The 25,403-nt window shown below is 44.5% G+C and carries 23 protein-coding genes; 13 read left to right on the top strand and 10 right to left on the bottom strand.

Going from position 1 to position 25,403, the window contains the following annotated elements; all coding sequences use genetic code 11:
* Positions 1-38: 38 nt before the first annotated feature.
* The 6 genes from H8K55_RS02250 (at position 39) to lpxC (ending at position 6,457) form a co-directional block, all read left to right on the top strand.
* Positions 39-983, top strand: a complete 945-nt coding sequence (locus H8K55_RS02250; RefSeq protein ID WP_186940404.1) for a D-alanine--D-alanine ligase — start codon at positions 39-41, stop codon at positions 981-983.
* A gap of 30 nt (positions 984-1,013) precedes the next feature.
* A complete protein-coding gene (locus tag H8K55_RS02245; RefSeq protein ID WP_186940403.1) occupies positions 1,014-1,787 on the top strand; it encodes a cell division protein FtsQ/DivIB in 774 nt (257 codons plus the stop codon).
* 186 nt (positions 1,788-1,973) lie between these two features.
* Entirely contained in the window at positions 1,974-3,206 is a 1,233-nt protein-coding gene (gene ftsA, locus H8K55_RS02240) for a cell division protein FtsA (protein ID WP_186940402.1), read from the top strand.
* 292 nt (positions 3,207-3,498) lie between these two features.
* Positions 3,499-4,695, top strand: coding sequence for a cell division protein FtsZ (gene ftsZ, locus H8K55_RS02235; RefSeq protein ID WP_186940637.1), 1,197 nt, complete (start codon positions 3,499-3,501; stop codon positions 4,693-4,695).
* Between the two features lie 193 nt (positions 4,696-4,888).
* The gene (locus H8K55_RS02230; protein ID WP_186940401.1) at positions 4,889-5,395 is read left to right on the top strand and encodes a peroxiredoxin; all 507 of its coding nucleotides are present in this window, start codon (positions 4,889-4,891) and stop codon (positions 5,393-5,395) included.
* Between the two features lie 126 nt (positions 5,396-5,521).
* Positions 5,522-6,457 carry a UDP-3-O-acyl-N-acetylglucosamine deacetylase gene (gene lpxC / locus H8K55_RS02225; protein WP_186940400.1) on the top strand — a complete coding sequence of 312 codons (936 nt, stop codon included), beginning with the start codon at positions 5,522-5,524 and terminating at the stop codon, positions 6,455-6,457.
* An 82-nt stretch (positions 6,458-6,539) separates the two neighbouring features.
* On the opposite strand, the gene H8K55_RS02220 is transcribed toward lpxC, so the two are convergent.
* Positions 6,540-6,983, bottom strand: coding sequence for a DciA family protein (locus tag H8K55_RS02220; RefSeq protein WP_186940399.1), 444 nt, complete (start codon positions 6,981-6,983; stop codon positions 6,540-6,542).
* 102 nt (positions 6,984-7,085) lie between these two features.
* Here H8K55_RS02220 and H8K55_RS02215 point away from each other — a divergent pair, with 102 nt between their 5' ends.
* A complete protein-coding gene (locus H8K55_RS02215; RefSeq protein WP_186940398.1) occupies positions 7,086-8,057 on the top strand; it encodes a M23 family metallopeptidase in 972 nt (323 codons plus the stop codon).
* A gap of 319 nt (positions 8,058-8,376) precedes the next feature.
* Positions 8,377-11,139 (top strand): preprotein translocase subunit SecA, encoded by a 2,763-nt coding sequence (gene secA / locus H8K55_RS02210; protein WP_186940397.1) that lies wholly within the window; start codon positions 8,377-8,379, stop codon positions 11,137-11,139.
* A gap of 258 nt (positions 11,140-11,397) precedes the next feature.
* Here secA and H8K55_RS02205 read toward each other — a convergent pair whose 3' ends face one another.
* The 5 genes from H8K55_RS02205 to purB all read right to left on the bottom strand — a co-directional run bounded on the left by H8K55_RS02205 (position 11,398) and on the right by purB (position 15,291).
* Positions 11,398-11,832 (bottom strand): MarR family winged helix-turn-helix transcriptional regulator, encoded by a 435-nt coding sequence (locus H8K55_RS02205; protein ID WP_230408456.1) that lies wholly within the window; start codon positions 11,830-11,832, stop codon positions 11,398-11,400.
* A gap of 76 nt (positions 11,833-11,908) precedes the next feature.
* Positions 11,909-12,478 (bottom strand): YceI family protein, encoded by a 570-nt coding sequence (locus tag H8K55_RS02200; RefSeq protein WP_186940396.1) that lies wholly within the window; start codon positions 12,476-12,478, stop codon positions 11,909-11,911.
* 21 nt (positions 12,479-12,499) lie between these two features.
* Positions 12,500-13,096 carry a YceI family protein gene (locus H8K55_RS02195; RefSeq protein WP_186940395.1) on the bottom strand — a complete coding sequence of 199 codons (597 nt, stop codon included), beginning with the start codon at positions 13,094-13,096 and terminating at the stop codon, positions 12,500-12,502.
* 2 nt (positions 13,097-13,098) lie between these two features.
* Positions 13,099-13,638: a cytochrome b gene (locus tag H8K55_RS02190; protein ID WP_186940394.1), complete on the bottom strand. Its 540-nt coding sequence runs from the start codon at positions 13,636-13,638 to the stop codon at positions 13,099-13,101.
* 225 nt (positions 13,639-13,863) lie between these two features.
* Positions 13,864-15,291 (bottom strand): adenylosuccinate lyase, encoded by a 1,428-nt coding sequence (gene purB, locus H8K55_RS02185; RefSeq protein WP_186940393.1) that lies wholly within the window; start codon positions 15,289-15,291, stop codon positions 13,864-13,866.
* Between the two features lie 480 nt (positions 15,292-15,771).
* Here purB and H8K55_RS02180 point away from each other — a divergent pair, with 480 nt between their 5' ends.
* A complete protein-coding gene (locus H8K55_RS02180; RefSeq protein ID WP_186940392.1) occupies positions 15,772-16,380 on the top strand; it encodes a glutathione S-transferase C-terminal domain-containing protein in 609 nt (202 codons plus the stop codon).
* A 506-nt stretch (positions 16,381-16,886) separates the two neighbouring features.
* On the opposite strand, the gene H8K55_RS02175 is transcribed toward H8K55_RS02180, so the two are convergent.
* The 3 genes from H8K55_RS02175 to asd form a co-directional block, all read right to left on the bottom strand.
* A complete protein-coding gene (locus H8K55_RS02175; protein ID WP_329604985.1) occupies positions 16,887-17,339 on the bottom strand; it encodes a pilin in 453 nt (150 codons plus the stop codon).
* A 489-nt stretch (positions 17,340-17,828) separates the two neighbouring features.
* Complete coding sequence (locus H8K55_RS02170) at positions 17,829-18,476, bottom strand: energy transducer TonB (protein ID WP_186940391.1); 648 nt, start codon at positions 18,474-18,476, stop codon at positions 17,829-17,831.
* A gap of 259 nt (positions 18,477-18,735) precedes the next feature.
* Positions 18,736-19,575: an archaetidylserine decarboxylase gene (gene asd, locus H8K55_RS02165; protein ID WP_186940390.1), complete on the bottom strand. Its 840-nt coding sequence runs from the start codon at positions 19,573-19,575 to the stop codon at positions 18,736-18,738.
* Between the two features lie 402 nt (positions 19,576-19,977).
* On the opposite strand from asd, the gene H8K55_RS02160 reads away from it, so the two are divergent.
* The 4 genes from H8K55_RS02160 to H8K55_RS02145 all read left to right on the top strand — a co-directional run bounded on the left by H8K55_RS02160 (position 19,978) and on the right by H8K55_RS02145 (position 23,641).
* On the top strand, positions 19,978-20,526 hold the full coding sequence (locus tag H8K55_RS02160) for a peroxiredoxin (RefSeq protein WP_186940389.1): 549 nt from the start codon (positions 19,978-19,980) through the stop codon (positions 20,524-20,526).
* Positions 20,527-20,791: 265 nt separating this feature from the next.
* A complete protein-coding gene (locus tag H8K55_RS02155; RefSeq protein ID WP_186940388.1) occupies positions 20,792-21,313 on the top strand; it encodes a carboxymuconolactone decarboxylase family protein in 522 nt (173 codons plus the stop codon).
* Between the two features lie 296 nt (positions 21,314-21,609).
* Entirely contained in the window at positions 21,610-22,623 is a 1,014-nt protein-coding gene (locus H8K55_RS02150; RefSeq protein WP_222612325.1) for an SAM-dependent methyltransferase, read from the top strand.
* 319 nt (positions 22,624-22,942) lie between these two features.
* Positions 22,943-23,641 (top strand): ankyrin repeat domain-containing protein, encoded by a 699-nt coding sequence (locus tag H8K55_RS02145; RefSeq protein ID WP_186940386.1) that lies wholly within the window; start codon positions 22,943-22,945, stop codon positions 23,639-23,641.
* 202 nt (positions 23,642-23,843) lie between these two features.
* Here H8K55_RS02145 and H8K55_RS02140 read toward each other — a convergent pair whose 3' ends face one another.
* Positions 23,844-25,382: a glycosyl hydrolase family 18 protein gene (locus H8K55_RS02140; RefSeq protein ID WP_186940385.1), complete on the bottom strand. Its 1,539-nt coding sequence runs from the start codon at positions 25,380-25,382 to the stop codon at positions 23,844-23,846.
* Positions 25,383-25,403: the final 21 nt, after the last annotated feature.

Raw genomic sequence — 25,403 nt, 5'->3', positions numbered from 1 at the left:
GCAAGCGCTTCCTGCAAATAGTGAATGGAAAGAAAAAGATGAAAGAATTAGGCAAAGTCGGCGTGTTATTCGGCGGTCGCTCCGCAGAACGTGAAGTCTCTATCATGTCTGGCACTGGCGTGTTGAACGCATTGAAAAGCCGTGGTGTGGATGCTCACGCATTTGATCCGGCAGAACGTAGTCTGGCCGAGCTCGCTGCTGAAAAATTTGATCGCGTCTTCATTGCTTTGCACGGTCGTTATGGTGAAGACGGCAGTTTGCAAGGCGCTTTAGAGCAGCTCGGCATTCCTTACACTGGTAGCGGCGTGATGGCATCTTCTTTAGCGATGGATAAAATTTTTACTAAGAAAATTTGGCTCTATCACGGTTTGACGACACCTAAGTATGCAGTCATGACAGCGGATACGAATTTAAGTCAGGTAACAAGTGACTTGGGATTGCCGCTGATTGTGAAGCCGCCACATGAAGGCTCCACCATCGGGATTACTAAAGTCAGTGCTGCAGAAGCCTTGCCCGCAGCGTATGCGTTAGCGGCAAAATTTGATGAAGAAGTATTGGCAGAAGAATTCATTCAAGGTCGCGAATTGACGGTAGCGGTCTTGGGTCGTGGTGCCGGAGCACGCGCCTTGCCTTTGATTGAAATCGTCGCTCCTGATGGTAACTACGATTATCAGAATAAATACTTCACGGACGATACCAAATATTTGTGCCCGGCACCAATCGATGAAGCCTTGACACAAGAAATCAAGACGATGTGCGAAGCCGCATATCGCGCCGTCAATTGTGAAGGTTGGGCGCGCATCGACGTGTTGTTACGCGCATCTGATAACAAACCATTCTTAATTGAAGTGAATACTTCTCCAGGTATGACTGGGCATTCTTTGGTGCCGATGGCCGCAAAGGCAGCGGGGATGAGTTATGAAGATGTGTGCGTAGAAATTTTGAAGACGGCGCGTTTAAAAACTGCGCCCGATTCAGAATAATTTGAATCGTAGAAAGCAGAAATGGATTTTATGTGGCAAGACGCAAAGTTGCTCAATGCAATCGCCAATGTTTTATTTAGCATGGTGTTACTTGCCCTGGTGGTGTCAGGTGTCTGGTGGGTGATTCAACGCCCCGTTTTCGCTTTGCATGTAGTTCGTGTTGAAGGTGAACAAAAACGTGAATTGCGTCATGTGAACACTTTAACGATACGTGAGCAGGCGTTGCCGAAAATAGCAGGAAATTTTTTTACGACGAATTTGGATCAAGTTAGACAAGCATTTGAATCTGTACCTTGGGTTAGAAAAGCGAGTGTGCAAAGAGTTTGGCCTGACAAATTAGTGGTCGCATTGGAAGAGCACGAAGTGTTGGGAACTTGGGGCGAAGATGGCCGCTTGATTTCAACCGCAGGCGATGTGTTCACTGCCAATTTGGCTGAAGCGGAAGAAGATGCGCAGTTGATTGGTTTTAATGGACCTGACGGAAGCGAGAAAGAAGTCGTCGCGCAATATCGACAGTTTAAAGAATGGTTTAGCGGCCTCGCTTTGGAGCCTGAAGCAATTGATTATTCGAGTCGTTATGCATGGAGTGTGAAGTTGAATAATGGATTGCGTGTTGAACTCGGCAAAGCGCAAGAACCTAATGGTTTGAAAAAACGGGTAGAACAATTGATTAAAGTTTACCCACAGTTGGTCACGCGTTTACAGGGGAGTATCGTCAGCGTCGATATGCGCTACCCAAATGGACTCGCATTGAAAACTAGTAGCCAGAATGTCGGATCGATTGCAAAGCTTGGCGTGAAGTGAAGATAAAGTGAAGTAGAAAATGTGGTGAAGTCAGCAGCAAAGACAGCAGCAAAGAATTAAGTAAAAATTGCAGTGCTCAGTAAGTCGCAAAATAAGTCGCAAAAACTTTTGACAAGCATTGATCGAGATAAAAAGAGCGATGCCAAATACGAGTAATCAGTACCCTAAATAAGTAAGTGGAAGACTATGACAAAAGACGCAAAAAACCTGATCGTTGGCCTCGATATCGGCACTTCGAAAATTGTCGCGGTGGTGGCAGAAGTGATGCCCGATGGTCGTCACGAAGTGATCGGCTTGGGACAACATGAATCGAAAGGTTTGAAAAAAGGTGTGGTCGTGAATATCGAAGCGACAGTCGAGTCTATTCAGCGCGCTTTGGAAGAAGCCGAATTGATGGCTGATTGCAAAATTCGTACGGTCTACACCGGCATTGCCGGTAGCCATATTCGTAGCTTTAATTCCAGCGGCATGGTCGCTATTAAAGATAAAGAAGTAACAGCGACCGATGTCTCGCGCGTGATCGAAACGGCGAAGGCGGTGAATATTCCTACCGACCAGCAATTACTGCACACTTTGCCGCAAGAATTCATCGTTGATAGCCAAGATGATGTGCGCGAACCTATCGGCATGAGCGGTATTCGTCTGGAAGTCAAAGTGCACATCGTGACTGGTGCGGTTTCTGCGGTTCAAAACATCGTGAAGTGTGTACGTCGTTGTGGTTTGGAAGTTTCTGATTTGATTTTGCAACCGATGGCTTCTGCCGATGCTGTGTTGACCAATGATGAAAAAGAATTAGGCGTCGTGTTGATCGATATTGGTGGTGGGACCACGGATGTCGCTGTGTTTAGCGAAGGTTCGATACGCCATACCGCAGTGATCCCGATTGCGGGCGATCAGATCACTAACGACATCGCGATGGCATTACGCACACCGACTTCAGAAGCAGAAGAAATCAAAATCCGATTTGGTGTTGCGAAGCAAGTGTTAGCTGATCCTGCAGATACTTTGGAAGTGCCAGGTCTAGGTGATCGCGGCCCTCGTTCATTGTCGCGCCAGGCATTAGCGGCAGTGATAGAACCACGCGTTGAAGAATTGTTCGCACTCGTGCACCAAGTTGTACGTGAATCAGGATATGAAGACGTGCTCTCATCCGGCATCGTGTTAACCGGTGGTTCTGCAACCATGCAAGGTATGGTCGAAATGGCAGAGGATATTTTCTTGAAGCCAGCGCGGTTAGGTATGCCTGCATACTCAGGACAATTAGCAGACGTGGTGCGCAGTCCACGTTATGCGACGGTGTTAGGTTTGTTGTTGGAAGCGAAGAAGCAGTACTTGCGCGGTCATATTGTGACTCGTCAGGCAGGCTCGGCGAGTGCAGTTTGGCAGCGTATGAAAGAGTGGTTTCAAGGGAATTTTTAATTCTATCTCTTGTTTTGAAATAGGGCTTACACAAAATTGCGCTAGCTAGACGCGGAGTCGAAGACAGTACAATTGTACGGCGAGACGAACGCAACGACGCCAGTGTCTGTTTTGTGTGAACCCTATAAAAAATAGTGTTTGTTTTATAGACGAAATGAGGCGATTTGCAGCAGATTTTTCACTATAATTTGCTGCAATCATTTTATAATGGTGTGAATTACAGTTTTTATTCGCTAGGCGTCACATAGGGTGAGGATTAGCGACTGAAAACTGCCTACTTGGGGGATTCATGATGGAGTTCGATATGGTCGATAACGCTACGCAAGGCACAGTGATCAAAGTCGTTGGTGTCGGTGGCGCAGGTGGTAACGCAGTTCAGCACATGATTAACAAAGGTGTTTCCGGCGTCGAGTTTATCGCTGCAAATACCGATGCTCAAGCGCTGACACAATCTGGTGCACACAATGTGATTCAAATCGGTGAAACCGGCCTCGGTGCTGGTATGAAACCTGAAGTGGGTCGTCAATTAGCCGAAGATTCCCGTTCACGTATTGAAGATGCATTGCGCGGTGCGCACATGGTCTTCATCGCTGCAGGTATGGGCGGTGGTACAGGTACAGGTGCTGCACCAGTGGTTGCACAAATCGCGAAAGAACAAGGTGCTTTGACTGTCGCGGTAGTGTCTAAACCATTTTCTTACGAAGGTAAGAAATGCATGGATATCGCAGATGAAGGTTTGGAAGCTTTATCCAAACATGTCGATTCTTTGATCATCATCTTGAATGAAAAACTCGAAGAAATCTACGAAGACGACAGCATGATCGAATGGTTAGGTCACGCCGATAACGTCTTGAATAACGCAGTTGCCGGTATCGCAGAAATCATCAATGTACCAGGTCATATCAACGTCGATTTCAATGACGTGAAAACGATCATGGGTGAACAAGGTAAGGCGATGATGGGAACGGCGACAGCTTCTGGCGTTGATCGCGCACGTATCGCAGCAGAACAAGCAGTTGCTTCTCCATTGTTAGACGGTATCGATTTATCTGGCGCACGTGGTGTGTTGGTGAATGTCACCGCCAGCCGTGGTTTGAAGGGTAAAGAAATTAAAGAAGTAATGGCGGCAGTGCGCGCATTCGCAGCACCGGATGCGTCAATTGCTCAGGGTATTGCTTACGACGATACAATGGGTGATGAAATCCGTGTCACGGTTGTGGCAACTGGTTTGGGTCGTGGCAAGAAAAATATCCAGTTGGTACAAACACCAATGCTGCGTACAGGTACCAATGATGAGCCGATGATGATGGCTAGTCCTGCAGCAACTACGACGGTAAGTAAGGCAACAACCTCTGTCAGCGCTGGTTTTGATAGTTTGACTAAGCCAGCGGTATGGCGTCATTCTGCCACTGAACAAGTGCGCGCTTTAGAAAAGAATGGCATGGAAACCTACGATATCCCTGCTTTCTTGCGCAAACAAGCTGACTGAAATTAGTAAGCAAAATTAGTCGCATCTTGATCAAACAAAACGCCAGTCAAACGACTGGCGTTTTGCTTTCTGCAGGATTTTTTTGTTTGAGGCATACTTGCACACTTCGCTGATTGCAGGGTTTATACAAATTAAACGAAGCGATTAGGCGAGTGACATTTCATTGTAAGTATCTATTTTTAGGGAGTTCATTATGAGCATCAAGATTGGTGACAAATTACCAGCAGGTAGCCTGGCAGAATTTATCGAAGTTGAATCCGAAGGCTGCTCTTTAGGCCCAAATACTTTTGACGTAGCTGAACTGACTAAAGGTAAAACCATCGCGATTTTTGGTTTGCCTGGCGCTTATACACCAACTTGCTCCGCGAAACATGTTCCTGGTTATGTCGAACATGCGGCCGCTTTAAAAGCAAAAGGCGTTGATGAAATCTGGTGCATTTCTGTGAACGATGCGTTCGTGATGGGTGCTTGGGGCCGCGATCAAAAAGCGACCGGTACTGTGCGTATGATGGCCGATGGCAATGCTGCATTCAGTAAAGCATTGGGTCTCGATGCCGATTTCAGTAAGTTCGGTATGGGCGTTCGTTCACAGCGTTATTCCATGGTCGTCGTTGACGGCGTGGTAAAGAATTTGAATGTAGAAGAGGGCGGCAACTTCGCTGTTTCTAATGCAGAAACGATGTTGGCACAATTAGCTTAATTTGCTACAGAAGTAGTCGTATGCATTGAGAAATGCGCATCAACTTGATGTGCATTTTTTATGTGCATTTTTTATGATGAGTTCTAAACTTCTGCGCAAAATAGCTTTGCGATTTATAATCTCGCTATGTTAAAGCAAAGAACCATACAAAAAGAAGTCAAGACTATTGGTGTCGGTGTGCATTCCGGTACCAAGGTGATCTTGACTCTGCGTCCAGCTCCGGTTGATACGGGGATCATATTTACCCGCGTTGATTTACAACCACATGTGGTATTCCCAGCCACCGCCTTGAACATTGGCGATACTAAAATGGCTTCAACTTTGACTAAGGATGGTGCCAAGGTTTCTACCGTTGAGCATTTATTGTCAGCTTGTGCGGGATTGGGTATCGATAATTTGTACATTGATGTCAGTGCGGAAGAGATCCCTATCATGGATGGCTCCGCATCTTCCTTTGTGTATTTATTACAGCAAGCCGGTATGCAAGAACAGGCTGCGGCGAAGAAATTTATCCGAGTGCTGAAATCAGTCGAGATCCGTGAAGGCACTGGCAAGGCTGAAAAATGGGCACGCCTTGATCCCTATGATGGTTTCAAGTTGCACTTCTTTATCGAATTTAATCATCCTGCAGTAGACGGCACGAATCAAACTGCGGAAGTCGATTTTGAACAGGTGTCGTATGTGAAGGACGTTGCCCGAGCCCGCACATTCGGTTTTATGCAAGATGTAGAAATGTTGCGAGGTATCGGTTTGGCGCGCGGTGGTTCATTGGAAAATGCGATCGTCATGGATGAATATCGCATCTTAAATGCCGATGGTTTGCGTTTTGATGATGAGTTCGTGCGACATAAGATTTTGGATGCAATTGGTGATTTATATTTGATCGGGCATCCATTTCTCGCCAGTTACACCGCGCATAAATCTGGTCACGGTTTAAATAATCAGCTGTTGCGTGTCTTATTGGCACAACCAGATGCTTACGAGATCGTCACCTTTGACGATGTGAAATTCGCACCAAAGTCCTACGCGTTTCAAGAAGAACGCGAATGGGCTTTGAATTAAGCATCGCATAAAATGTGACTATCTTTGCTTAATTTCTTCAATTTTCGACTTAAATTTAGTTAATTTGAAATTCCTATTAGGGCTAAGCCTGGTTGCGGCTTAATAGGCGGCTAAGTGCTGCCTTCAGCCCTTCATTTTGAGGCGTCGCCTCTAAATGTGTTTCCAAATCCTTAAATGCGTTGAGCGCAGAACCCGTCAATATTGCCTGTTTGATAGGTTCTGGTTTCTCGACTGCGCGCTTGACTTGTACTTTGATCTTGATTGCGTTAATCTGCCAACCTCGTTGTTGCAAGTGTGCCTGCAATTTTGGCAATTGTTGTTTCAATTTTGCGGCTATCGAGGCATTTGGCGTCGACATCACTAACTGGTCGTCATTGAGGTTCAAAACCTCGCAGCCATCGAAGATCGCAGGCAGAGCTGTTCTGCATTCTTTTTGTAGCGAAATATTTCGCTTAACTGTTGGTAAAAGTGGAGATAGTTTGTCGTTGTGCCGTAAAAATGACGCTATCTCAGTGGTCTGAGCCATCTTTTTGCCACGTTTGACATTTAATCGGTAAGTTGGGTGAGGTGATTGCATATTCAGCACATTACCATATTTCATTCTTGTTGATCACGGAGGAAACAGTTAATGCAAATTATCATTATGCATTCACGTTTGACCCAGGCAAAGTCGCTGACTTTGTCATCTAAACACTTGATTAGCTTCGTTTCGCTGTTTGCTATCTTGGCTTTATTGGTTTCATTCTTGCTCATCAATGTACTGGCACGATTTGCTGGCGGTGACTCAGGCGTTATGAAAAGTATTCTACCTGCGTCTATGCTGAGTTCGAATATAGCAGGTGCTGGCGGCAACGAAAAATATCTAAAAGAAAATCTAGCAGCTATGGCTGTTAAAGTCGGAGAAATGCAGGCGCAATTGATTCGTCTCGATGCATTAGGTGAGCGGGTGCAAGGATTGGCTGGGGTGAAACCGGAAGAGTTTAATTTTAAAGAGGCTCCTGGACGTGGTGGTGCGGAGGTACTCGCTGATGTTGCCAAGTCAGATTTAAATATCCAGGATTTTCAAGCTTCGCTTGATGCACTTTCCAAAGATCTTAGTTATCGCTCTGATTACTTGAATGTCGTTGAATCCAAGTTAATGAGCTTTAAGTTGCAGGCTAAATTGTTGCCTACGATTGTTCCTGTGAATGTGGGTTATAACGCTTCAACCTTCGGACGTCGTCTCGACCCTTTTTCGGGACGCACTGCATTTCATGAAGGCTTGGATTTTTCAGCGCCAAATGGTACGCCTATCGTCGCTGCTGCAGGAGGTGTGGTAGTTGCAGCTGAATATCATCCTGAATTTGGGAATATGCTGGAAATCGACCATGGCGGCGATATGATGACCCGCTATGCTCACGCTTCTAAATTGTTCGCCAAAGTAGGTGACATCGTCAAACGTGGTCAGCATGTGGCAAATATAGGCTCAACCGGACGCTCAACTGGGGCGCATTTGCACTTTGAAGTGCGAATCAAAGGCGTGGCACAAAATCCTCACAAATTCTTGAATGCAGGCAGTGAAGGTGCAGATGTCTCTAAATTGGCAAGTTTGGTTCGCTAATACAAATTTAAGTGGCGAGCCAGCCTTTGCTTGTTTGCGATTCGTGCAAATCACTCAAAAAAGCTCATCAAAAAACAATTGAAAAGAATTAATTAAAATTTAATTAGACTGATAAATATATTATTTTTTGACAAATCGTTTGATTTTGCTTGAATTTGTCGGATTTGCCACCACCTCCCATTCAAACTTCCCTCCTTTGACAGCAGAAATTCTGGAAAGCTAGGTGAGCCATGTTAAAATTAAAAGTTAAGCATATTTGCTGCATTTTTTGTTTTATTGCAGCGTTTTAGAACCTACACCCACCATACTCACTACTAGCATGTCATTTCTGACCAAAATATTCGGTAGCCGCAATCAAAGGCTCTTGAAACAATACCAAAAAATTGTGCGTGAAATCAACGCCTTAGAGCCAAAGTATGAAACTTTGTCGGACGATCAACTTAAGGCGAAAACGCCAGAATTTAAAGAACGTCTGGCGAAGGGGGAAACCTTGGATGCCCTGTTGCCAGAAGCCTTTGCCGTTTGCCGGGAAGCGAGTAAGCGCGTGTTGAAAATGCGTCATTTCGATGTGCAGATGATAGGTGGTATGGCTTTGCATTTCGGTAAAATCGCCGAGATGGGTACGGGTGAAGGTAAAACCTTAATGGCGACTTTGCCTATCTATTTAAATGCTTTGTCTGCCAAAGGCGTGCATGTGGTCACGGTGAATGATTACCTGGCACAACGTGATGCGGACCAAATGGGACAGTTGTATGGCTGGTTAGGTTTGACGACAGGTGTTAACTTGTCGCAGTTAGAACACGATGCGAAACAAGTTGCTTACGCTTCAGATGTAACTTACGGCACGAATAATGAGTTTGGTTTCGATTATCTGCGCGATAACATGGTGTATGAAGCCAAAGATCGCGTACAGCGTACTTTGAATTTCGCTGTAGTGGATGAAGTCGATTCGATTTTGATCGATGAAGCACGTACCCCGTTGATTATCTCTGGTCAGGCAGAAAATCATACCGAGCTGTACTACAAAATTAATGAAGTACCTAAGCTGTTGACTTTGCAAATCGGTGAAGAAACACCGGATGGCAAAGGCGTAGTTGAAGTACCAGGTGATTACACGAAAGATGAAAAATCACATCAGGTTTTGTTGACTGAAGCAGGTCACGACAAAGCCGAGCGTATTCTGACGCAAATGGGATTATTGCCAGAGGGCGCGTCCTTGTACGATGCAGCGAATATCTCTTTGGTACATCATTTGTATGCTGCCTTGCGCGCGCATGCTTTGTATTTCAAAGATCAGCATTACGTCGTGTTAGATGATGAAATCGTGATCGTCGATGAATTTACTGGCCGTATGATGACTGGTCGTCGTTGGTCTGATGGTTTGCATCAAGCGGTGGAAGCAAAAGAAGGTGTTCGTATTCAAAACGAAAACCAAACTTTGGCATCGATTACCTTCCAAAATTACTTCCGTATGTACACGCGCTTGTCTGGTATGACGGGTACCGCGGATACAGAAGCTTACGAGTTCCAAGAGATTTACAATCTCGAAACCGTCGTGATTCCACCGAATCGTCCATCAGCACGTAAAGATAGACAAGATCAGGTTTACAAATCCGCTGAGGAAAAATACGGCGCGATGTTAAAGGACATTCAGGATTGCTATGAACGTGGTCAGCCTGTCTTGGTGGGTACAACCTCGATTGAAAATTCTGAGTTATTGTCTGGCATCTTAGACAAAGCAAAGTTGCCGCATAATGTTTTGAATGCAAAACAACATGCACGTGAAGCAGAAATTATTGCGCAGGCAGGACGTCCAAAAGCGATCACGATTGCGACCAATATGGCCGGTCGTGGTACCGATATAGTCTTGGGTGGCAATGTTGCGAAACAAGTGCAGTTGATCGAAGCATCAGAAACTTTGTCGGATGCTGAAAAACAAAAGCAATCGCAAAAATTACGTGATGAGTGGCAGTCTTTGCATGATCAGGTAGTTGCTGCCGGTGGTCTGCATATCGTTGGTACTGAACGTCATGAATCGCGTCGCGTTGATAATCAATTGCGTGGTCGTTCTGGTCGTCAGGGTGATCCAGGTTCATCCCGTTTCTATCTGTCTTTGGATGACGCATTGCTGCGAATTTTTGCAGGCGATCGCGTACGTGCGATTATGGATAGATTGAAAATGCCAGAAGGCGAGCCAATTGAAGCTGGCATTGTCAGCCGTTCGATTGAATCTGCACAACGTAAAGTGGAAGCGCGTAACTTCGATATTCGTAAGCAATTGCTTGAATACGATGACGTTGCGAATGATCAGCGTAAAGTGATTTACCAACAGCGTAATGAATTGCTCGAAGCGCATGACATGTCAGAAATGATTGCATCTTTGCGTGACGGTATGTTCCATGATTTGGTGCGTCAATATGTGCCGCAAGAAACGGTTGAAGAACAGTGGGATTTACCAGGTTTGCAAGCTGTATTGGCTGGCGAATGGTCGTTGGATCTGGACTTGGTAGGCTTGCTCGAAACTGAGAAAAATTTAACTGACGAAGATATTCTTGAACGTGTTGTTGCTGCAGCGAAAGCAGAGTATGACGCGAAGTTGGATGTCGTTGGTAAAGATGCCTTCGCAGGCTTTGAGCGCAGTGTGATGTTGCAAAGTATCGATAATCACTGGCGCGAACATCTGGCAGCTTTAGATCATTTGCGCCAAGGTATACATTTGCGTGGTTACGCACAGAAAAATCCTAAGCAAGAATACAAACGTGAAGCTTTCGAGTTGTTTGGTCAAATGTTGGATCAAATCAAAAACGAAGTGGTGCGTATTGTTGTTACTGTACGGATTCAATCACGTGAAGAGATTGAAGCGGCGGAGCAGCAAATGGCGCAAACACAAGTCGAAAACGTGCATTACCAGCACGCAGAATTTGATGCAAATGCTTCTCCGGAAGAAATGTTGGCACCAAGCCCTGTCGTGGCTAATGAGCAAACTCCCACTGTCGAGCAAGGTTGGAAAATTGGACGTAATGATGCGTGCCCTTGTGGTAGCGGCAAGAAGTACAAACAATGCCATGGCAAGTTGGCCTAAGTGTCAAGGACTTAAGATCTTAAGCACTTAAGATCAAATAAGATTACTTGTGCTTCAGGTGAAAAAGGGCAATAAAAAAGACGGATGATTCGTCTTTTTTATTGCCCTTTTTTCCTGTTTGGTCAGACTTTTAAATCACGTCAAAGCTTTGCCTAAACTTACCCTAAGCTAGTACCCGAGCTAGTAAGTAAGTTAGTAAGTAAGTAAGTAAGTTAGTAAGTAAGCTAGTAAGAAGTAAGCTAGAAAAAAGTAAGCGGTCTAGGATGCGTCGTTGCTCAAGGTGTTTTTGAGCTTAAGTAGTTGAGCTTCCAGTGCTTCAAAATCTTCTTGCTTGTAGTCGCGAAAGGTGTTGCGACCTTGGCTGACAATTTCTGGAAAGGCTTCATTAAAGCGTGCTTCACCTACTGCAGTTAATTTGATAAATAATTGACGTCTATCTTCACCGCGTTCTCGTTGAATCAAGCCCTTGCTTTCCAGACGATCTAAGACGCCGGTTAAGGTGCCTTTGGTGATCAAGGTCTTTTCTCCGAGTTCTTTGCAGGTCATCCCAGGGGTATTGCCTAAGGTCGCGATGATATCGAATTGAGACTCAGTAAATCCCTTTGCCCGCACACGCTTCGCGGAGGCTTTTTCGAAAAGCTGCATGCATTCTGATAACAGACGTATGCTGCGTAAGTAACGTTTTTCTAGCATGGAGATTAGTGTTGATTGCGATTGGAATGCTCTACTTGAGGTCGATTCCAATCTGCAATCGTTACTCTTGAAAAGATTAATTTGTTTTGGCTGCTTCGACTTGAATTGCTAATTTTACGTCAGGAGAAAAACCCCAGTTCAGCGCGAAATTCATACCGAAATCACTACGCTTAAATTCTGCGCTGGCATCCGCACCACAAGTTTCGCGCTTAGTCATCGCGTCTTCAATGCACTTGAATTTGTTGATAGTTAAATTAACTGGTTTGGTCACGCCCAATAAAGTTAATTCGCCTTCGACTGCAACCAATTTATCGCCATCAAATTTCATGGATTTGCCAACATAAGTAATCGTCGGAAATTGCGGTACATTGAACATATCTTTATTTTTAGCATGATCGTTCATAGCAGGCAAACCAAAGTCGAGAGAGTTTGCATCGATAGTAATGTTCATGGTGCCAGTTTTCGCGGCGCGATCCAGCGTGATCGTGCCTTCGGTTTTGGTGAACTTGCCACGCCAGACGGAAATCCCTTTGTGATCTGCTTCAAAACTTGGATAGGTATGTCTGGAATCGACTTTGTAAGTTTGAGCAAAGCTTGGTGCTGCAACAGCGAATAAAGCGATAGCAAAAAAATGATTTAATTTCATGGTGAAGCTCCTAAATAAGAATTACGGGTTGGTGACTACTTTAAATTGAATGACGACTTCATCGGCGACCATGCTGGTATCTTTCCATTCACCTTCACCGATATTAAATTGCAGGCGCTTGATAGGTAAATTGCCTTCAAAACTGAGTGCTTTACCTTCTGTTTTGATTTGTAAAGGGAAGCGCACTGCGATAGTTTTTCCCTTGATACTTAAATTTCCACTGACATCTAATTTGCCAGCACCGAGTGATTTCATTGATGTCGAAACGAAGCTAGCTTTAGCGAATTGCGCAGCGTTGAACCATTCTTTTTTCAGCACTTCTTGATTGTATTCAGGCGCAGGCAAGTCGATGCTACTGACATCGATATCGACTTTGGCTGTAGATAGCTCAGGTTTGGCGGCGTTGTAATCAATCGTGGCTTGGAACTTTTTAAACTTGGCTTGTACAGGAACTTCCATCTGTTTAAAGACCGCGTGCACGCTGCTTTTGCCATTGTCGACATTGAGATTGGCCGCCAATATACTGCCAGATGCACAAACCGCTGCAGCAATCAGAAGGTGCTTGCTGATGTCTTTGCCGAGTTTGGTGCTAGCATTTAAATTTGCGATAGAAAACATGTTTACTCCTTGTTGAAAGGCGCAGGCAACATGCGTTGCAATATGCCATCTTTGTTAATCAAGTGATGTTTGAGTGCTGCTGCAAAATGTAATCCGACTAGTATCAACATCCCTGTCGTCAGCATTTCATGCAATTCTTTCAGGCCTTCTTTCCACTCTGGATGAGGGTCGATGAATGCGGGTAATTCGATCAAGCCTAGATACACCACCGGGAATCCCGCTGCATAGGTGTACAGATAGCCTGAGAGGGGAACGGTTATCATCAGTACGTACAGCATGCCGTGCATCGCATTCGCCAGCTGTTTTTCCCAGGTTTGCATTGTGTCTGGATATGCAGGTGCACCTTTTATTAAACGAATTAACAGGCGCAATGCAACTAATCCGAAAATACTGACTCCTAACCACTTATGCCATGAATACAGTTTCAGTTTGGTGGGGCTGATTTTTAAGTCGGTCATATACCATCCCATGGCAAATGTAGCGACGATCAAGAGTGCGATGAGCCAATGCAAGACGATACTAGTAGTGGAATAGCGTTGCATAAAAGTTCCTAAAATGGAAATTAGTTCGAAGTAGGACTAATATAGCAAAAAAAATCGAAGTCTGCTTGAACCGGCTTGAATTGATAGCCGACTCCTGCAATTGAGGCTGAGAATCTAACCAGAATGCTAATTTTAGAAAACAAAATGGGCACCAGAAACTAAGTCTCTGGCGCCCATTTTTTCAAGATGCATCGGCAGATTTACCGATGCATCTTGAACGTACGATTAAATTGCTTTCGCTAATTTAGCCGCAATGCCAGTGTAATTGCCCGGGGTCATGGTCAATAATTGATCTTTGGCTTCTTGTGGAATACTCAGACCCAAAATGAATTCACGTAAAGCGTCTTTAGAAATGCCTTTGCCACGTGTTAATTCTTTCAATTGCTCGTATGGATTTTCCACACCGTAGCGACGCATGACTGTTTGCACAGGCTCTGCCAATACTTCCCAAGTGTTATCCAAATCTTCTGCTAAGCGTGCTTGGTTGGTTTCCAATTTATTCAAGCCACGCACGCAGCTGTCATAGGCCAATAAAGTGTAGCCGAATGCGACGCCGATATTGCGCAAGACGGTAGAATCCGTCAAGTCACGCTGCCAACGCGAGATAGGCAATTTTTCAGATAAGTGCTTGAGTAAAGCATTTGCCAAGCCCAGATTGCCTTCGGAGTTTTCGAAGTCGATAGGGTTAACTTTGTGTGGCATGGTGGAAGAACCGATTTCACCTGCTTTGGTTTTTTGTTTGAAATAGCCAACTGAAATATAACCCCAGATGTCACGATTTAAGTCGAGCAAAATCGTATTCGCACGGGCAAATGCATCGAACATTTCAGCCATGTAGTCGTGCGGTTCAATTTGAATTGTGTATGGGTTGTATGTCAGTCCTAGATGCTGTTCAATCACGTTTTTGGAAAAAGTTTCCCAATCATGCTGTGGGTAGGCAGATAAATGCGCGTTGTAGTTGCCTACCGCACCGTTCATCTTACCGAGAATCTCAACCTGAGCGATACGTTGTGCAGCGCGCTGTAAGCGAGCGACCACGTTGGCCATTTCTTTACCCAAAGTCGTTGGGCTGGCAGTTTGACCGTGAGTACGTGACAACATAGGAACTTCGGCATTGTCATGCGCAATTTCTGTCAGACGCGCGATTAATTTATTCAAGGCTGGCAACATCACACCATCGCGCGCTGTTTTTAACATCATGCCGTGAGAGGTATTATTGATGTCTTCTGACGTGCAGGCAAAGTGGATGAATTCTGCGGCCGCTTTTAATTCCGCAGTGATTTCCGGAGCGATGTTTAAGGCACGTTGCGGTAAATGATTGTAGCTCTCTGGCAGCGCTAAGCCGACGGATTCTTTCAACCAATATTCAACCGCTTTGACGTCATGATTGGTGACCGCCTCAATCGCTTTGATACGGGCTGCATCATCTTCTGAAAAATCTGCTGCGATGCGATTGAGCAAGGCATTCGCCGCATCTGAAAAAGGTTTGATCTCAGCGAATCCAGCTAGTGACAAAGCTTGCAACCAGGAGATTTCAACTTTTACGCGATGGTGCATGAAACCAGCTTCAGAGAGAGTGGAGCGTAGCGCATCCACTTTAGACGCGTAACGTCCATCTAATGGAGAAAGAGCGGAGAGTGTAGAGAGTGGCATAGGATAAAGAAGAAGTTGAAGAGGCGGTTAAATACGATCGTGCAGACGAGGTGCGGCGTTATGTAGCATTAATTACTGAGGAGCTTGTTTGCTTAGGTGCTCAGATGCTTGGTGCTCAGATGCTTAGAGTTTTGGCGTCTTTGTCAGGCAAAAAACAACGAAAAAGAGTATTAAAAATTGTGAAGCCATGAGGTGAAAAACCGACAGACAGAATTTTCTACTTTTTCTACCGTTTTGCAATAACAAATAAAGCCCGAGAAAAATAGCTTAACTTGCCTTAATTTCTACAAAACACCTAAAACGAAAGCGGGTATTTTAACATGGCTAGCGAGCATTTTTGCTGCGCTAAAAGATGATGGTGAATTGCTAAGCCGGGATGCCCGTACTTTGCTAGTGGCAATGCTATAATTTCGCTTAATTGAAACTCGCTATGTAATTGTTAATGAACAACTTTTGTTAATAAATTACGCAAAAACACTTATGAAACTCATTGGCTCCCTTACCAGTCCTTACGTTAGAAAAGTCCGCGTTGTGATGGCGGAGAAAAAGCTGGATTACGCCTTAATCCTTGATAATGTGTGGGCACCTGAGACCACGATCCAGCAATCGAATCCTTTGGGCAAGATACCTTGCCTTTTGATGGAGGATGGCGGTGCGATGTTTGATTCACGTGTGATCGTTGAATATCTGGACACTCTAACACCGGTCGGCAAATTGATTCCGCCGCATGGTCGCGAACGTGCTGAAGTGAAAAGTTGGGAGGCATTAGCAGATGGTATTTTAGACGCCGCTGTATTGGTGCGTTTGGAGCGTACTATGCGTGATCAGGCGATTCAGAGCGAAGCTTGGGTGAATCGTCAGATGGATAAAGTGAATGCAGGTTTAAAGGCGATGTCACAAGGTTTGGGTGAGTCTGCTTTTTGCGTTAGCAATCATTTGACGCTAGCAGATATTAGTGTGGCGTGTTGCCTGGGTTGGTTGGCATTCCGTTTTCCGGCCATCGCGTGGCGCGAAGAATACCCGAATCTGGCAAAGTTGGCTGATAAGTTGGCGGAGCGGCCATCGTTTAAAGAGACTTTACCCGAATAAATCGACGCACTTTGTTGTCCTGGCTTGTATACTTCTGTAAGTATTTAGATAAGCCACTTAAATTACTAATGTTTCGATAATAATTTAGCTGAATGCATCAAGCGAATATTGTTTGCAGATGCTGGGAATTGGGTTTGATACCCGTGATCTAAGTCTAATGGTGCATTAGGCTAGACTGTAGTTTGAGCGCTCTTACCTGTGAGCCATTGTATTGATGGTGTTCACGGTACCCTACCTTTGATATCTTATGTGACATCTTACTATAGATGCCATTGATAAAAAATCATTCAATTTGTGATCATTTAAGTTTGGCAAATGAGATTATTTATCTGTGCGTAGATAGTTTGCATAATCTCCCTAGATTTTCATTCACAAGATCAGTGTGACGAAAAAACAGTAGTAGCTTAATGTAAGAGTGTTGTAATGAAAATCCCCTCGCTTTGTGAAAAAGACGAGGGGATTAATTAGTCTGCTAAGACAAGTATTGCTTAGTTGCTAAAAGTTGATTAGCAGATTTTTGGTGTTCCTGTATAGCAAGTGCCTGTAACGGTATCCCATGTTACCTGGCCACCCGCTGTCAATGTTGGGATCAAAATATATGTCTGACCACCTAAACCATTGTTTGAAGTTGCTGTTGCAGTAATTGTACCTGTTGCTGTAATAGCTACTGATGCAACGTGGTTATTGGCAGCAGGGATTGCAGGAATGTCACCAGCACCTGCTGCGATACCTGCGATAGCACCTGCAGTGAGGCATGAGCCAGTTTGTGCGCATACTTCTACGCCTGATTTTAAGCCGCCAGTAGCCGCAATTACTTCAGCGAAACGAGTTTTTACTGTGTATTGTTTGTAAGCTGGCAATGCTACAGCAGCCAGAATACCGATAATCGCAACTACAATCATCAATTCGATCAAGGTGAAACCTTGTTGAGTGCGTGTCATCATTTTAGTGGATTTCATTTCAAACTCCTTAGATTTAATTAAAACGGCCAACATTAAAGAACTACGATTTCCATAACGCAAGAGCTGTGCCACACTTTATTTTTGAGCTTATCGCCCATAAATGACGAATTGGAGCCGATCAAGACTGTAATTATTGACGATCTTTGTCAATCGCATTCCGATAAACGTCATTTTGACAAAATTTGTCAGTCGAAAGCGATGCCTTAATTGAAATTATTTAGCGGATCAAACTTCGACTATTTACTTGGCACAAATTCGAACCATCATGGGAAACGATTCGGGATCACTTAGTATTCAGACGATTTGTGTGAATAGCTTGTAATTGTGCTCTCGGACTTCAAATTGGTTATTCAAGAAATTCATGTTGCGCAAAAGTCTGCTCATGAAGAATGATGAGATTTGTTGAGTATTTGACGTGCAGCTGCGAATGTATTTTTCACAGCTCTAGAAAATTATTAGAGGATGATTAGTAGATAATTATTTAACTTAGCCGCGCAGTGAAAAATTGATACTCGCAGTTGCCAAGACCATCGTCGCTTTGCCATCTTCAACATAAGGTTTGAACAAAGCACGCAATAAAGCCACTTTGGCGGATTCATCTAAGCGGGCAAAGCCGGAAGACTTCAAGATTTCTACTTTTTCAGCACGACCTTTGTCGTTTACCAAGACTTGCATGACCACGCGACCTTCTTCGCCCATGCGACGTGCCATTGGTGGATAGTCCGCTTGTGGTGCTTGAATATACTCAACTGCATTAATCACTTTAGGGCCAGCGGGTTCAACTTTTGCAATGGTAGGTGCGGCGGCAACTGGCGCAGTTATCACTGGCTGTGTAAGCTCTGCTGTTGTCGGCGCTGCTGTGATTGCATCCTGTGTAGTGTGTTGAATTGCAAGTTGCTGTACTACCGGTGCTGCTGTGTTGAGCGGATTAGTCGTTTTAACTTCCTTGCTAACGGGTGTCACTGGCTTAGGTAATATGCTCGGAACCATCATCACGATGGTTTCTTTTGGTGCGTGCTGAAAATGTTTGACTGGGTTGAGGATAATTAAGCCGAATATGACTACATGCAATAACGCAATCACTGACCCAGTCGCAAATCGGCGTGGAAGTTGTGGGGCTTGTAGCGTATTCATAGAGTCAGCCTAATCGAAATTGGAGTTTAATCTAAATAAGAATAATTCGTATTTAGATTATCTATCAATTTTCAAGCGCATGCAAGAAAATTGTGCAGCGCAAGATCATAAAACTTGCGCTAGCTCAATCAAGTAGGGGGAATGGAAATTCAGGTTCAGCGAAAAATGTGCTGAAGTTCGATAGAAGTTGCGGAATAGTAGAGATTTGCAGGGCTGTCACTTCACTTCAATTCAATTGCAAAGTGACAGCGATACCGAATTAAGCACCCATCTCTTCACCAAATTGCACAAAGCCAGCGGATTTCCAATTCGGATTGAATTGCATGCTGTCTTTGTTAAATAGCATGACGACCGTAGAGCCAAGTAAAAAACGCCCCATTTCTTCGCCTTTTTTCAAGACGATATTTTGTTCAGCATAATTCCATTCGCGTACTTGCTTGCTGCGTGGTGGATTGATAATGCCGTGCCAGGTAGTCTGCATACTGCCAACGACCGTAGCGCCGACCAGAACCAAGACGAATTCGCCATACGGTGAGTCAAATACACAAACTACACGTTCATTGCGGGCGAACAGGCCAGGAACGCCGCGAGCTGTCGTTGGATTGACTGAAAATAATTCGCCAGGAACATAAATCATGCGTTTTAAACGACCATCGCAAGGCATATGAATGCGGTGATAGTCACGTGGACTTAGATAAATATTGGCGAATTGCCCATCGTGATATTTTGCAGCAAGGCTGGCATCGCCACCGACTAAGGCGGTGGCAGAAAAATAATGACCTTTGGCTTGAAAAATCTGGCCTTCGTTAATATTTCCGAATTCACTGATCGCACCATCGACTGGGCAAGCGTACTTTGAAGTTGTAATCGGACGCGCATCGGCTCTTAATGCGCGGGTGAAAAATTCATTGAAGTTAGCGTAACTTGCAGTATCGGGATTCGCCGCTTCCTGCATATTGACATGGTATTTTTTGACGAACCAATTAATTAAACGGGTAGTGCGTCGGCCACCACGATCATTGGCGACTAAGCCGGCAAAGGCAGTTAGTAAATACTTGGGTAAGAAATATTGAGGCAGTACGGCTAATCGATCAGACACGGCGAACTCATTGAATAAATTAAGATGCGAGATTATAACGGCTGAGTATAGAAATATTGTATTTTGACTTGCACTTACCACATTTAAGGTACATGGACGGATCAGGAGTGCCTAGTTTTCATTATGAGATTTAAATAGGCGCGTTTTTATTGTTCTGTCATATTGATTTAGTCGAATCCAGTTATGATGGATGGGATGTCATTGAAAGAAATTGTCGTTGCCCTTTAGGCGTTCGCTAATGAGTTGTTAGTTACAATCTATTGGATAAGTAAAATTCATAGTGATAAACTTCTTCTTGATGTTTTGAAACCGAATTCGTTGTTGATATTAAATTTAACGAAACCACAGAAATAGTCAGCCTTAACTCAGCTTTAACTCAGCTTAATTTATCAGGAGAAATCAATGAAAACTGTAGGACAAAAACTCGACGCATTCAGCGTACCAGCAGCTAAGCCAGGTTTTAATCATCACGAAGAAAACGGTGTTTCCGCTTTCGAAACGATTACTGAAGCTTCTTTCCCAGGTAAATGGAAAGTGATCTATTTCTATCCAAAAGATTTCACTTTTGTCTGCCCAACTGAAATCGTTGAATTCGCTAAATTGACGAATGATTTCGCAGATCGCGATACTGTTTTGTTGGGTGGCTCTACCGATAACGAATTCTGCAAATTGGCATGGCGTCGTGAGCACAAAGATCTGGACAAGTTGAATCACTATGCATTCGGCGACGCAACAGGTTCTTTGGTGGATATGTTGGGTGTACGTGATGTGAATGCTGGTGTGGCTTTGCGCGCAACGTTCATCGTTGATCCAGACAATGTCATTCAACACGTTTCTGTGAACAACTTGAACGTAGGCCGTAATCCAACTGAAATCCTGCGTATTTTGGATGGTTTGCAAACGGATGAGCTCTGCCCATGTAATCGTACAGTCGGCGGTTCGACACTATAAATTCAATTGTAGGGGACATGGCGTTGTTGCTTGTCCTCGCAATACTTGTGTATTGCTCCGGGAAGCGCCTAGCCCTGTCCTCCTAAAATTGAATTTCTAATTGTCGAATTGTTCTAGCATTATTTCGTTATTGTGATGATGTATTCGAATATTCTGAACTTCAAATCATGATTACGGCTAACCAGTCATTGGTTAATAATGGTGCTCGCAGTACAATCAACCCGCTTCGGCGGGTTTTAAAAACGCTTTTTAATAGGTGAAAACTATGGAATTTCTTACTTCGATTAAAAATAGCATTCCTGATTATGCTAAAGATATACGCTTGAATGTGGATAGTACGATTGCACGTTCGAGTTTGGAAGCTAATGATGCTGTAGCGGTTGCCTTGGCGGCGGCGTTTGCGGCGAAGAGTAAGGTCTTGATTGATCTGATCAAAAATTCTGGCCATATCGCGCCGGAAGAAGTGCAGGCTGTTATGACGGCTGCTTCCTTAATGGGGATGAATAATGTTTGGTACCCGTTTGTTGAAATGGCTGACGATGAAGATCTGAAAACGCAAGGTGCACAATTGCGTATGAATGCTTATGCGACGAATGGTGGTGTCGATAAGCGCCGCTTTGAAATGTATGCCTTGGCCGCTTCTATCGTCGGTAAATGTCATTTCTGCGTGAAGTCACACTTTGATTTGTTACGCAAAGAAGGTATGTCTACTACGCAGTTGCGTGATGTCGGTCGGATTGCTGCGGTGATTAATGCTGCGTCGCAAGTGATCGCTGCTGAAGCGTAATAAATCAGATGTTGTTATGTTTTCGGTGTTATTCACATGAAATCAGATTTTGTTACTACGGTGCTGCATATCTTGGTGGAGATGGGTAGCGCAAAATAGAAAGTCACAGACTGCTCTAAATGCTACAAAAGCCGCAATATTTGCGGCTTTTTTGTTTTGCTGATTAGAAAATATCTTAAATTACTTCCTCACGAAAATGTATAGTAGAGATCACCCAATATTACACGTGATGAAATTCTTCGCGACCTTTTGAAATTGATTAACTGATGCTGATGAGAGAAAAGTTACTGCCGCTCGTGAACGCGCTTCTTAGTCCCGAGAGACCGGCATCGAGTTTGTTTCAAGAGGTCAATGCACTGCTAGATTTGTTAGAGAGTTTGGGGCAACTTCCTCTACTTCCAGATCAGGATATCAGCAAGGGAGAAACACAAACTGTGCATGGTTTAGCCTTGTCGCCTCACGCGGCTGCACTGTGTGCGAAAGATTTTGTCCGCACTGTGCAATTTATGCGTGGCGCCTATCAAGCGGTTTGCGCACAGTATTTGAAAAATAGCGCGCGGCCGGTGACTTTGCTCTACGTCGGGTGTGGCCCATACGCATTCTTAGTGCTGCCTCTCATGCTGAGCCTCAAGCCACAGCAAGTACAAATCAGGCTTATCGATATCCATGTAAAGTCTATAGATTCCGTAATGCGCATAGCGGAGCATTTGGGATTGCAGCCGTACATCGCAGAAATTACGACTATCGACGCTGCACACTATCAGATTGAAAGTGCGCAAAAACCGGACATCATTTTATTGGAGGTAATGCAAGCCAACTTAGAAAAAGAGCCGCAGCTTGCATTGTCCAGGCACATGATGCAGCAGGCACCTGATGCTTTATTGATTCCTGAACAAATTCGAGTCTCGCTTTGTTTGTTAGATATGGACGAAGAATTGTCTACGCAGAGTTCAAATGATCAGGTAAATTCTTTAGAGCACCGTAGATTTGATCTCGGCAGCATTTTATGTGTTGACCGACAATCGATCCATACTTGGGAGACGATAGAGGGAAGGCATTTGCCTGCGGCACGCTTGCAGATACCAAGCGAAGTTCCACGCGGATATAGTCCCATGTTATTAACCACGATTACTGTCTATCAGAATATTCTGCTCAATACCTATGATTCCGGGTTGACGTGCCCACGTCGCTTCAACGCTGATTTTAGCGCTGGTGATTATTTGAATTTCACTTATCAACTTGGTGCCAATCCGAAACTGACGGTCGAAGTTGAGCCAATGTTCACTTCCACAAATAATTACCACGATTGATGGAATACAAAAGGAAAATTAATGCATCAGCCAGATCATGATGCGTTTAGTAGGATTGGTAGATGTGACAGATGTAATAGATGTAATAGAGCTAAAGAATCGCCGCAAATATTGGCCTCATTCGATGACATAATATTGAGTAGCTCGTAAATAGTGCCTCATCCCTAGTTTCGGGGCAACCGCCTGGAGAAATTAGCGTGATTTGCCAACAGCATCTGAAGGCAGTCAAGTTTGATGAAGGCGATTTTGCTCATTAAATAAATTACTTAGTGTGCAGTAGATTAGTCGTTGTTTTACGAAAATTAAGAAGGCAATCGACATGAAAGACAAAACTATGGAAAGTTTGCATGCTCGGTTTTCTGCTGGGCGCACAGATTTAATCTTTGATTTACTCAAACTGTCTACCGTCGACATAAACGATCCGATAGGCGGCGCAAGTATTTTGCAGTGGTGCGCTTATTACGGCGATGTCAGTGCAATGCGCATTGCTTTAGATGCGGGCGCACGACTAGATGAATTGGGTGAGGATCTTGGTTTAAGGGGCGCAGCATTTCACGGGCATTGGCGCTTGTGTGAATTTTTACTTGAGCGTGGAGCGGATGTAAATCACCGTGACCCGATAAACCATGAATCTGCTTTACATGCGGCGTTATGTCATGATGATCGAACGAAGTATGACTTGGTGTTGCGGGTATTGTTAGCTGCTGGGGCGGATGTCAATATCGCTACCATTGCGAACGCATCGACTAGCTCATTTATGCGGGATAGCCGAACTCGTGCTGAGACTGCATTGCATAGGGCTGCGGCATGTGGGACTGCAGAAACGGTACAACTATTGCTCGATGCAGGTGCTGATCGTCAACGGCGTGATGCATTTGGTGATTCAGCTTTGGCATGGGGTAGTTGGTATCGCCGGCCTGTTGAAGTTTTGCGATTGCTATGTTTTGATGAATATAGAATACATCCTGATTATCAGCCTCTTAGAAATAATTTATTGGGGCATCCTTTAAGTCTTTAAGGATTTAATCTATTCAATCTAGGCAATCTCGGACTTAATGCAGATGATTGAAAATAATCAAAATTATTTCGTAAAATTCCCAAACTAAATCAGTGCCGCCTAAATTCCTTGGGGAGAACGTGGACAGCACTGATTGTCGTTTGTGAAAAATGAAAATTTATCCTATAGGCGAGCTTGTTTCATGCGCTCTCTGACTTTGGATTTATTGTCTGACAGCTGTCATCGCTTTAAGCAAATTGCCTTGCGCGTCGTCGCCATCCAAAGACCAGCTAAATAATCCACCAAGTCCTTGAGTTTTAACGTAACTAGATTTGGTGCTAATCACGCTTGGGTCGTCATAGCTCCAGAACTCATTGCCGTCATAGGTCCACAATTGTTTAGTGACAGCGTGGGTATATCGAGTCGCACGTTTTTGTACTAAGACTTTGTAGTCTTCTATTCCAGCCTCATAAGTTCCAGCAGCGGGGCTGCTTGCGCTTTGATACAAACCGTCACCTTTAGGTCCAGCTGCAACGCCTTTCCATCCACGTCCATAGAAAGGAATACCGACGACGATTTTTGCTTTTGGTATACCGCCAGCGATTAAAGCAGTGACAGCGTCATCAACGTTATATTTGATCAAATCACCTGTGACTGGTGCGGCCGGATCACGATATAAGTTGGATTGGAAGTTCGTCGGACCTGTCGCTTCCCAGCCGCCATGGAAATCGTAAGTCATGACATTGACCCAGTCTAAATGCTTACTATATAAACCTGGTTCGGTGTTGCGAATTTTGTCAGCACCTGCACCGATAGCGACGGTCAAATAGTACTTGCGTTTGTTACTCGTTGCGAGAGCATCTAATTGTGCGCGGAATTCAGCGAGCAATAAAGTGAAGTTCTGTTTGTCTGCAGCGTTATAGGTATTGGTCGGTAAACCACCTGCAACAGGATATTCCCAATCAATGTCGAAACCATCAAAAACGCCTTTGGCAACACCAGCGCCACCGGCACCTTCGGCACTTGGTAGGTTGCCGTTGACGTACAAGTTAATGCAAGACGTTACCAGTGCTTTACGAGATGCATCGGTCATCGAAAATTTACTGAAATTTTTCGACCAGGTCCAACCACCGAGAGAGATCAGTACTTTCAAATTAGGGTTGCGCAATTTGAGTTTTTTGAGTTGATTGAAATTGCCTTTGAGTTTGGCATCCCAACTATCACCTACACCATCAACTGATTCGTTCGCCGCGAAGCCGCGTTGGTAATCGGCCCAGCCATCACCACCATCGCCATTGCCGTTTTCTGCTTTGGTGATGATATTGCATTTACCATCGGCGTAAATGTTGCCAAATGCGTAGTTGAGGAAGGTCAGTTTTTTGTCATTACCGGTATCGACCAAATTACGTAATTTGTAATTGCGACCATAGATGCCCCATTGTGCAAAATAAGAGCCCAGATGTTTACCTACGGTTGGCGTAGGTTCAGGAATGCCGCTGCCATCACCGCCAGGTGGAATAACTACGCTGCATTCTGAGGCAGGGCGTTCTTCCCATGGCCCCCATTGACTACTACCAGGTGCTTCGTTTTGTGTGTACCATTTGGCACGCCAGGTTTTACCCACGTGTGTTGAATATAAACCTTGCGTATAGACGGTGCCAGCACTCCATGGATTGCATTCTGCCGCACTGGCAAAATTTGCTAACATCAGACTCGCCGTCGCGACGAGTAGTCGCAAACTCCATCGTAATTGTTGTTTCATTGTGTCTCCCATTTTTTTGAT

This window comes from Affinundibacterium flavidum, assembly GCF_014284175.1.
In the GTDB taxonomy this organism is placed as follows: Bacteria; Pseudomonadota; Gammaproteobacteria; order Burkholderiales; family Burkholderiaceae_D; genus Undibacterium; species Undibacterium flavidum.
This window is presented reverse-complemented; position numbering and strand designations above follow the sequence as displayed.

What these genes read in the sequence shown, in the direction of transcription:
- purB (WP_186940393.1), bottom strand. Translation starts at nt 15,291, where the DNA reads ATGCCACTCTCTACACTCTCCGCTCTTTCTCCATTAGATGGACGTTAC.
- H8K55_RS02180 (WP_186940392.1), top strand. Translation starts at nt 15,772, where the DNA reads ATGAAACTCATTGGCTCCCTTACCAGTCCTTACGTTAGAAAAGTCCGC.
- H8K55_RS02245 (WP_186940403.1), top strand. Translation starts at nt 1,014, where the DNA reads ATGTGGCAAGACGCAAAGTTGCTCAATGCAATCGCCAATGTTTTATTT.
- H8K55_RS02205 (WP_230408456.1), bottom strand. Translation starts at nt 11,832, where the DNA reads ATGCTAGAAAAACGTTACTTACGCAGCATACGTCTGTTATCAGAATGC.
- H8K55_RS02140 (WP_186940385.1), bottom strand. Translation starts at nt 25,382, where the DNA reads ATGAAACAACAATTACGATGGAGTTTGCGACTACTCGTCGCGACGGCG.
- H8K55_RS02220 (WP_186940399.1), bottom strand. Translation starts at nt 6,983, where the DNA reads ATGGCTCAGACCACTGAGATAGCGTCATTTTTACGGCACAACGACAAA.
- H8K55_RS02195 (WP_186940395.1), bottom strand. Translation starts at nt 13,096, where the DNA reads ATGTTTTCTATCGCAAATTTAAATGCTAGCACCAAACTCGGCAAAGAC.
- H8K55_RS02190 (WP_186940394.1), bottom strand. Translation starts at nt 13,638, where the DNA reads ATGCAACGCTATTCCACTACTAGTATCGTCTTGCATTGGCTCATCGCA.
- H8K55_RS02145 (WP_186940386.1), top strand. Translation starts at nt 22,943, where the DNA reads ATGAAAGACAAAACTATGGAAAGTTTGCATGCTCGGTTTTCTGCTGGG.
- H8K55_RS02215 (WP_186940398.1), top strand. Translation starts at nt 7,086, where the DNA reads ATGCAAATTATCATTATGCATTCACGTTTGACCCAGGCAAAGTCGCTG.
- H8K55_RS02250 (WP_186940404.1), top strand. Translation starts at nt 39, where the DNA reads ATGAAAGAATTAGGCAAAGTCGGCGTGTTATTCGGCGGTCGCTCCGCA.
- H8K55_RS02170 (WP_186940391.1), bottom strand. Translation starts at nt 18,476, where the DNA reads ATGAATACGCTACAAGCCCCACAACTTCCACGCCGATTTGCGACTGGG.
- H8K55_RS02160 (WP_186940389.1), top strand. Translation starts at nt 19,978, where the DNA reads ATGAAAACTGTAGGACAAAAACTCGACGCATTCAGCGTACCAGCAGCT.
- H8K55_RS02155 (WP_186940388.1), top strand. Translation starts at nt 20,792, where the DNA reads ATGGAATTTCTTACTTCGATTAAAAATAGCATTCCTGATTATGCTAAA.
- ftsA (WP_186940402.1), top strand. Translation starts at nt 1,974, where the DNA reads ATGACAAAAGACGCAAAAAACCTGATCGTTGGCCTCGATATCGGCACT.
- H8K55_RS02230 (WP_186940401.1), top strand. Translation starts at nt 4,889, where the DNA reads ATGAGCATCAAGATTGGTGACAAATTACCAGCAGGTAGCCTGGCAGAA.
- H8K55_RS02175 (WP_329604985.1), bottom strand. Translation starts at nt 17,339, where the DNA reads ATGAAATCCACTAAAATGATGACACGCACTCAACAAGGTTTCACCTTG.
- ftsZ (WP_186940637.1), top strand. Translation starts at nt 3,499, where the DNA reads ATGGAGTTCGATATGGTCGATAACGCTACGCAAGGCACAGTGATCAAA.
- H8K55_RS02200 (WP_186940396.1), bottom strand. Translation starts at nt 12,478, where the DNA reads ATGAAATTAAATCATTTTTTTGCTATCGCTTTATTCGCTGTTGCAGCA.
- secA (WP_186940397.1), top strand. Translation starts at nt 8,377, where the DNA reads ATGTCATTTCTGACCAAAATATTCGGTAGCCGCAATCAAAGGCTCTTG.
- lpxC (WP_186940400.1), top strand. Translation starts at nt 5,522, where the DNA reads ATGTTAAAGCAAAGAACCATACAAAAAGAAGTCAAGACTATTGGTGTC.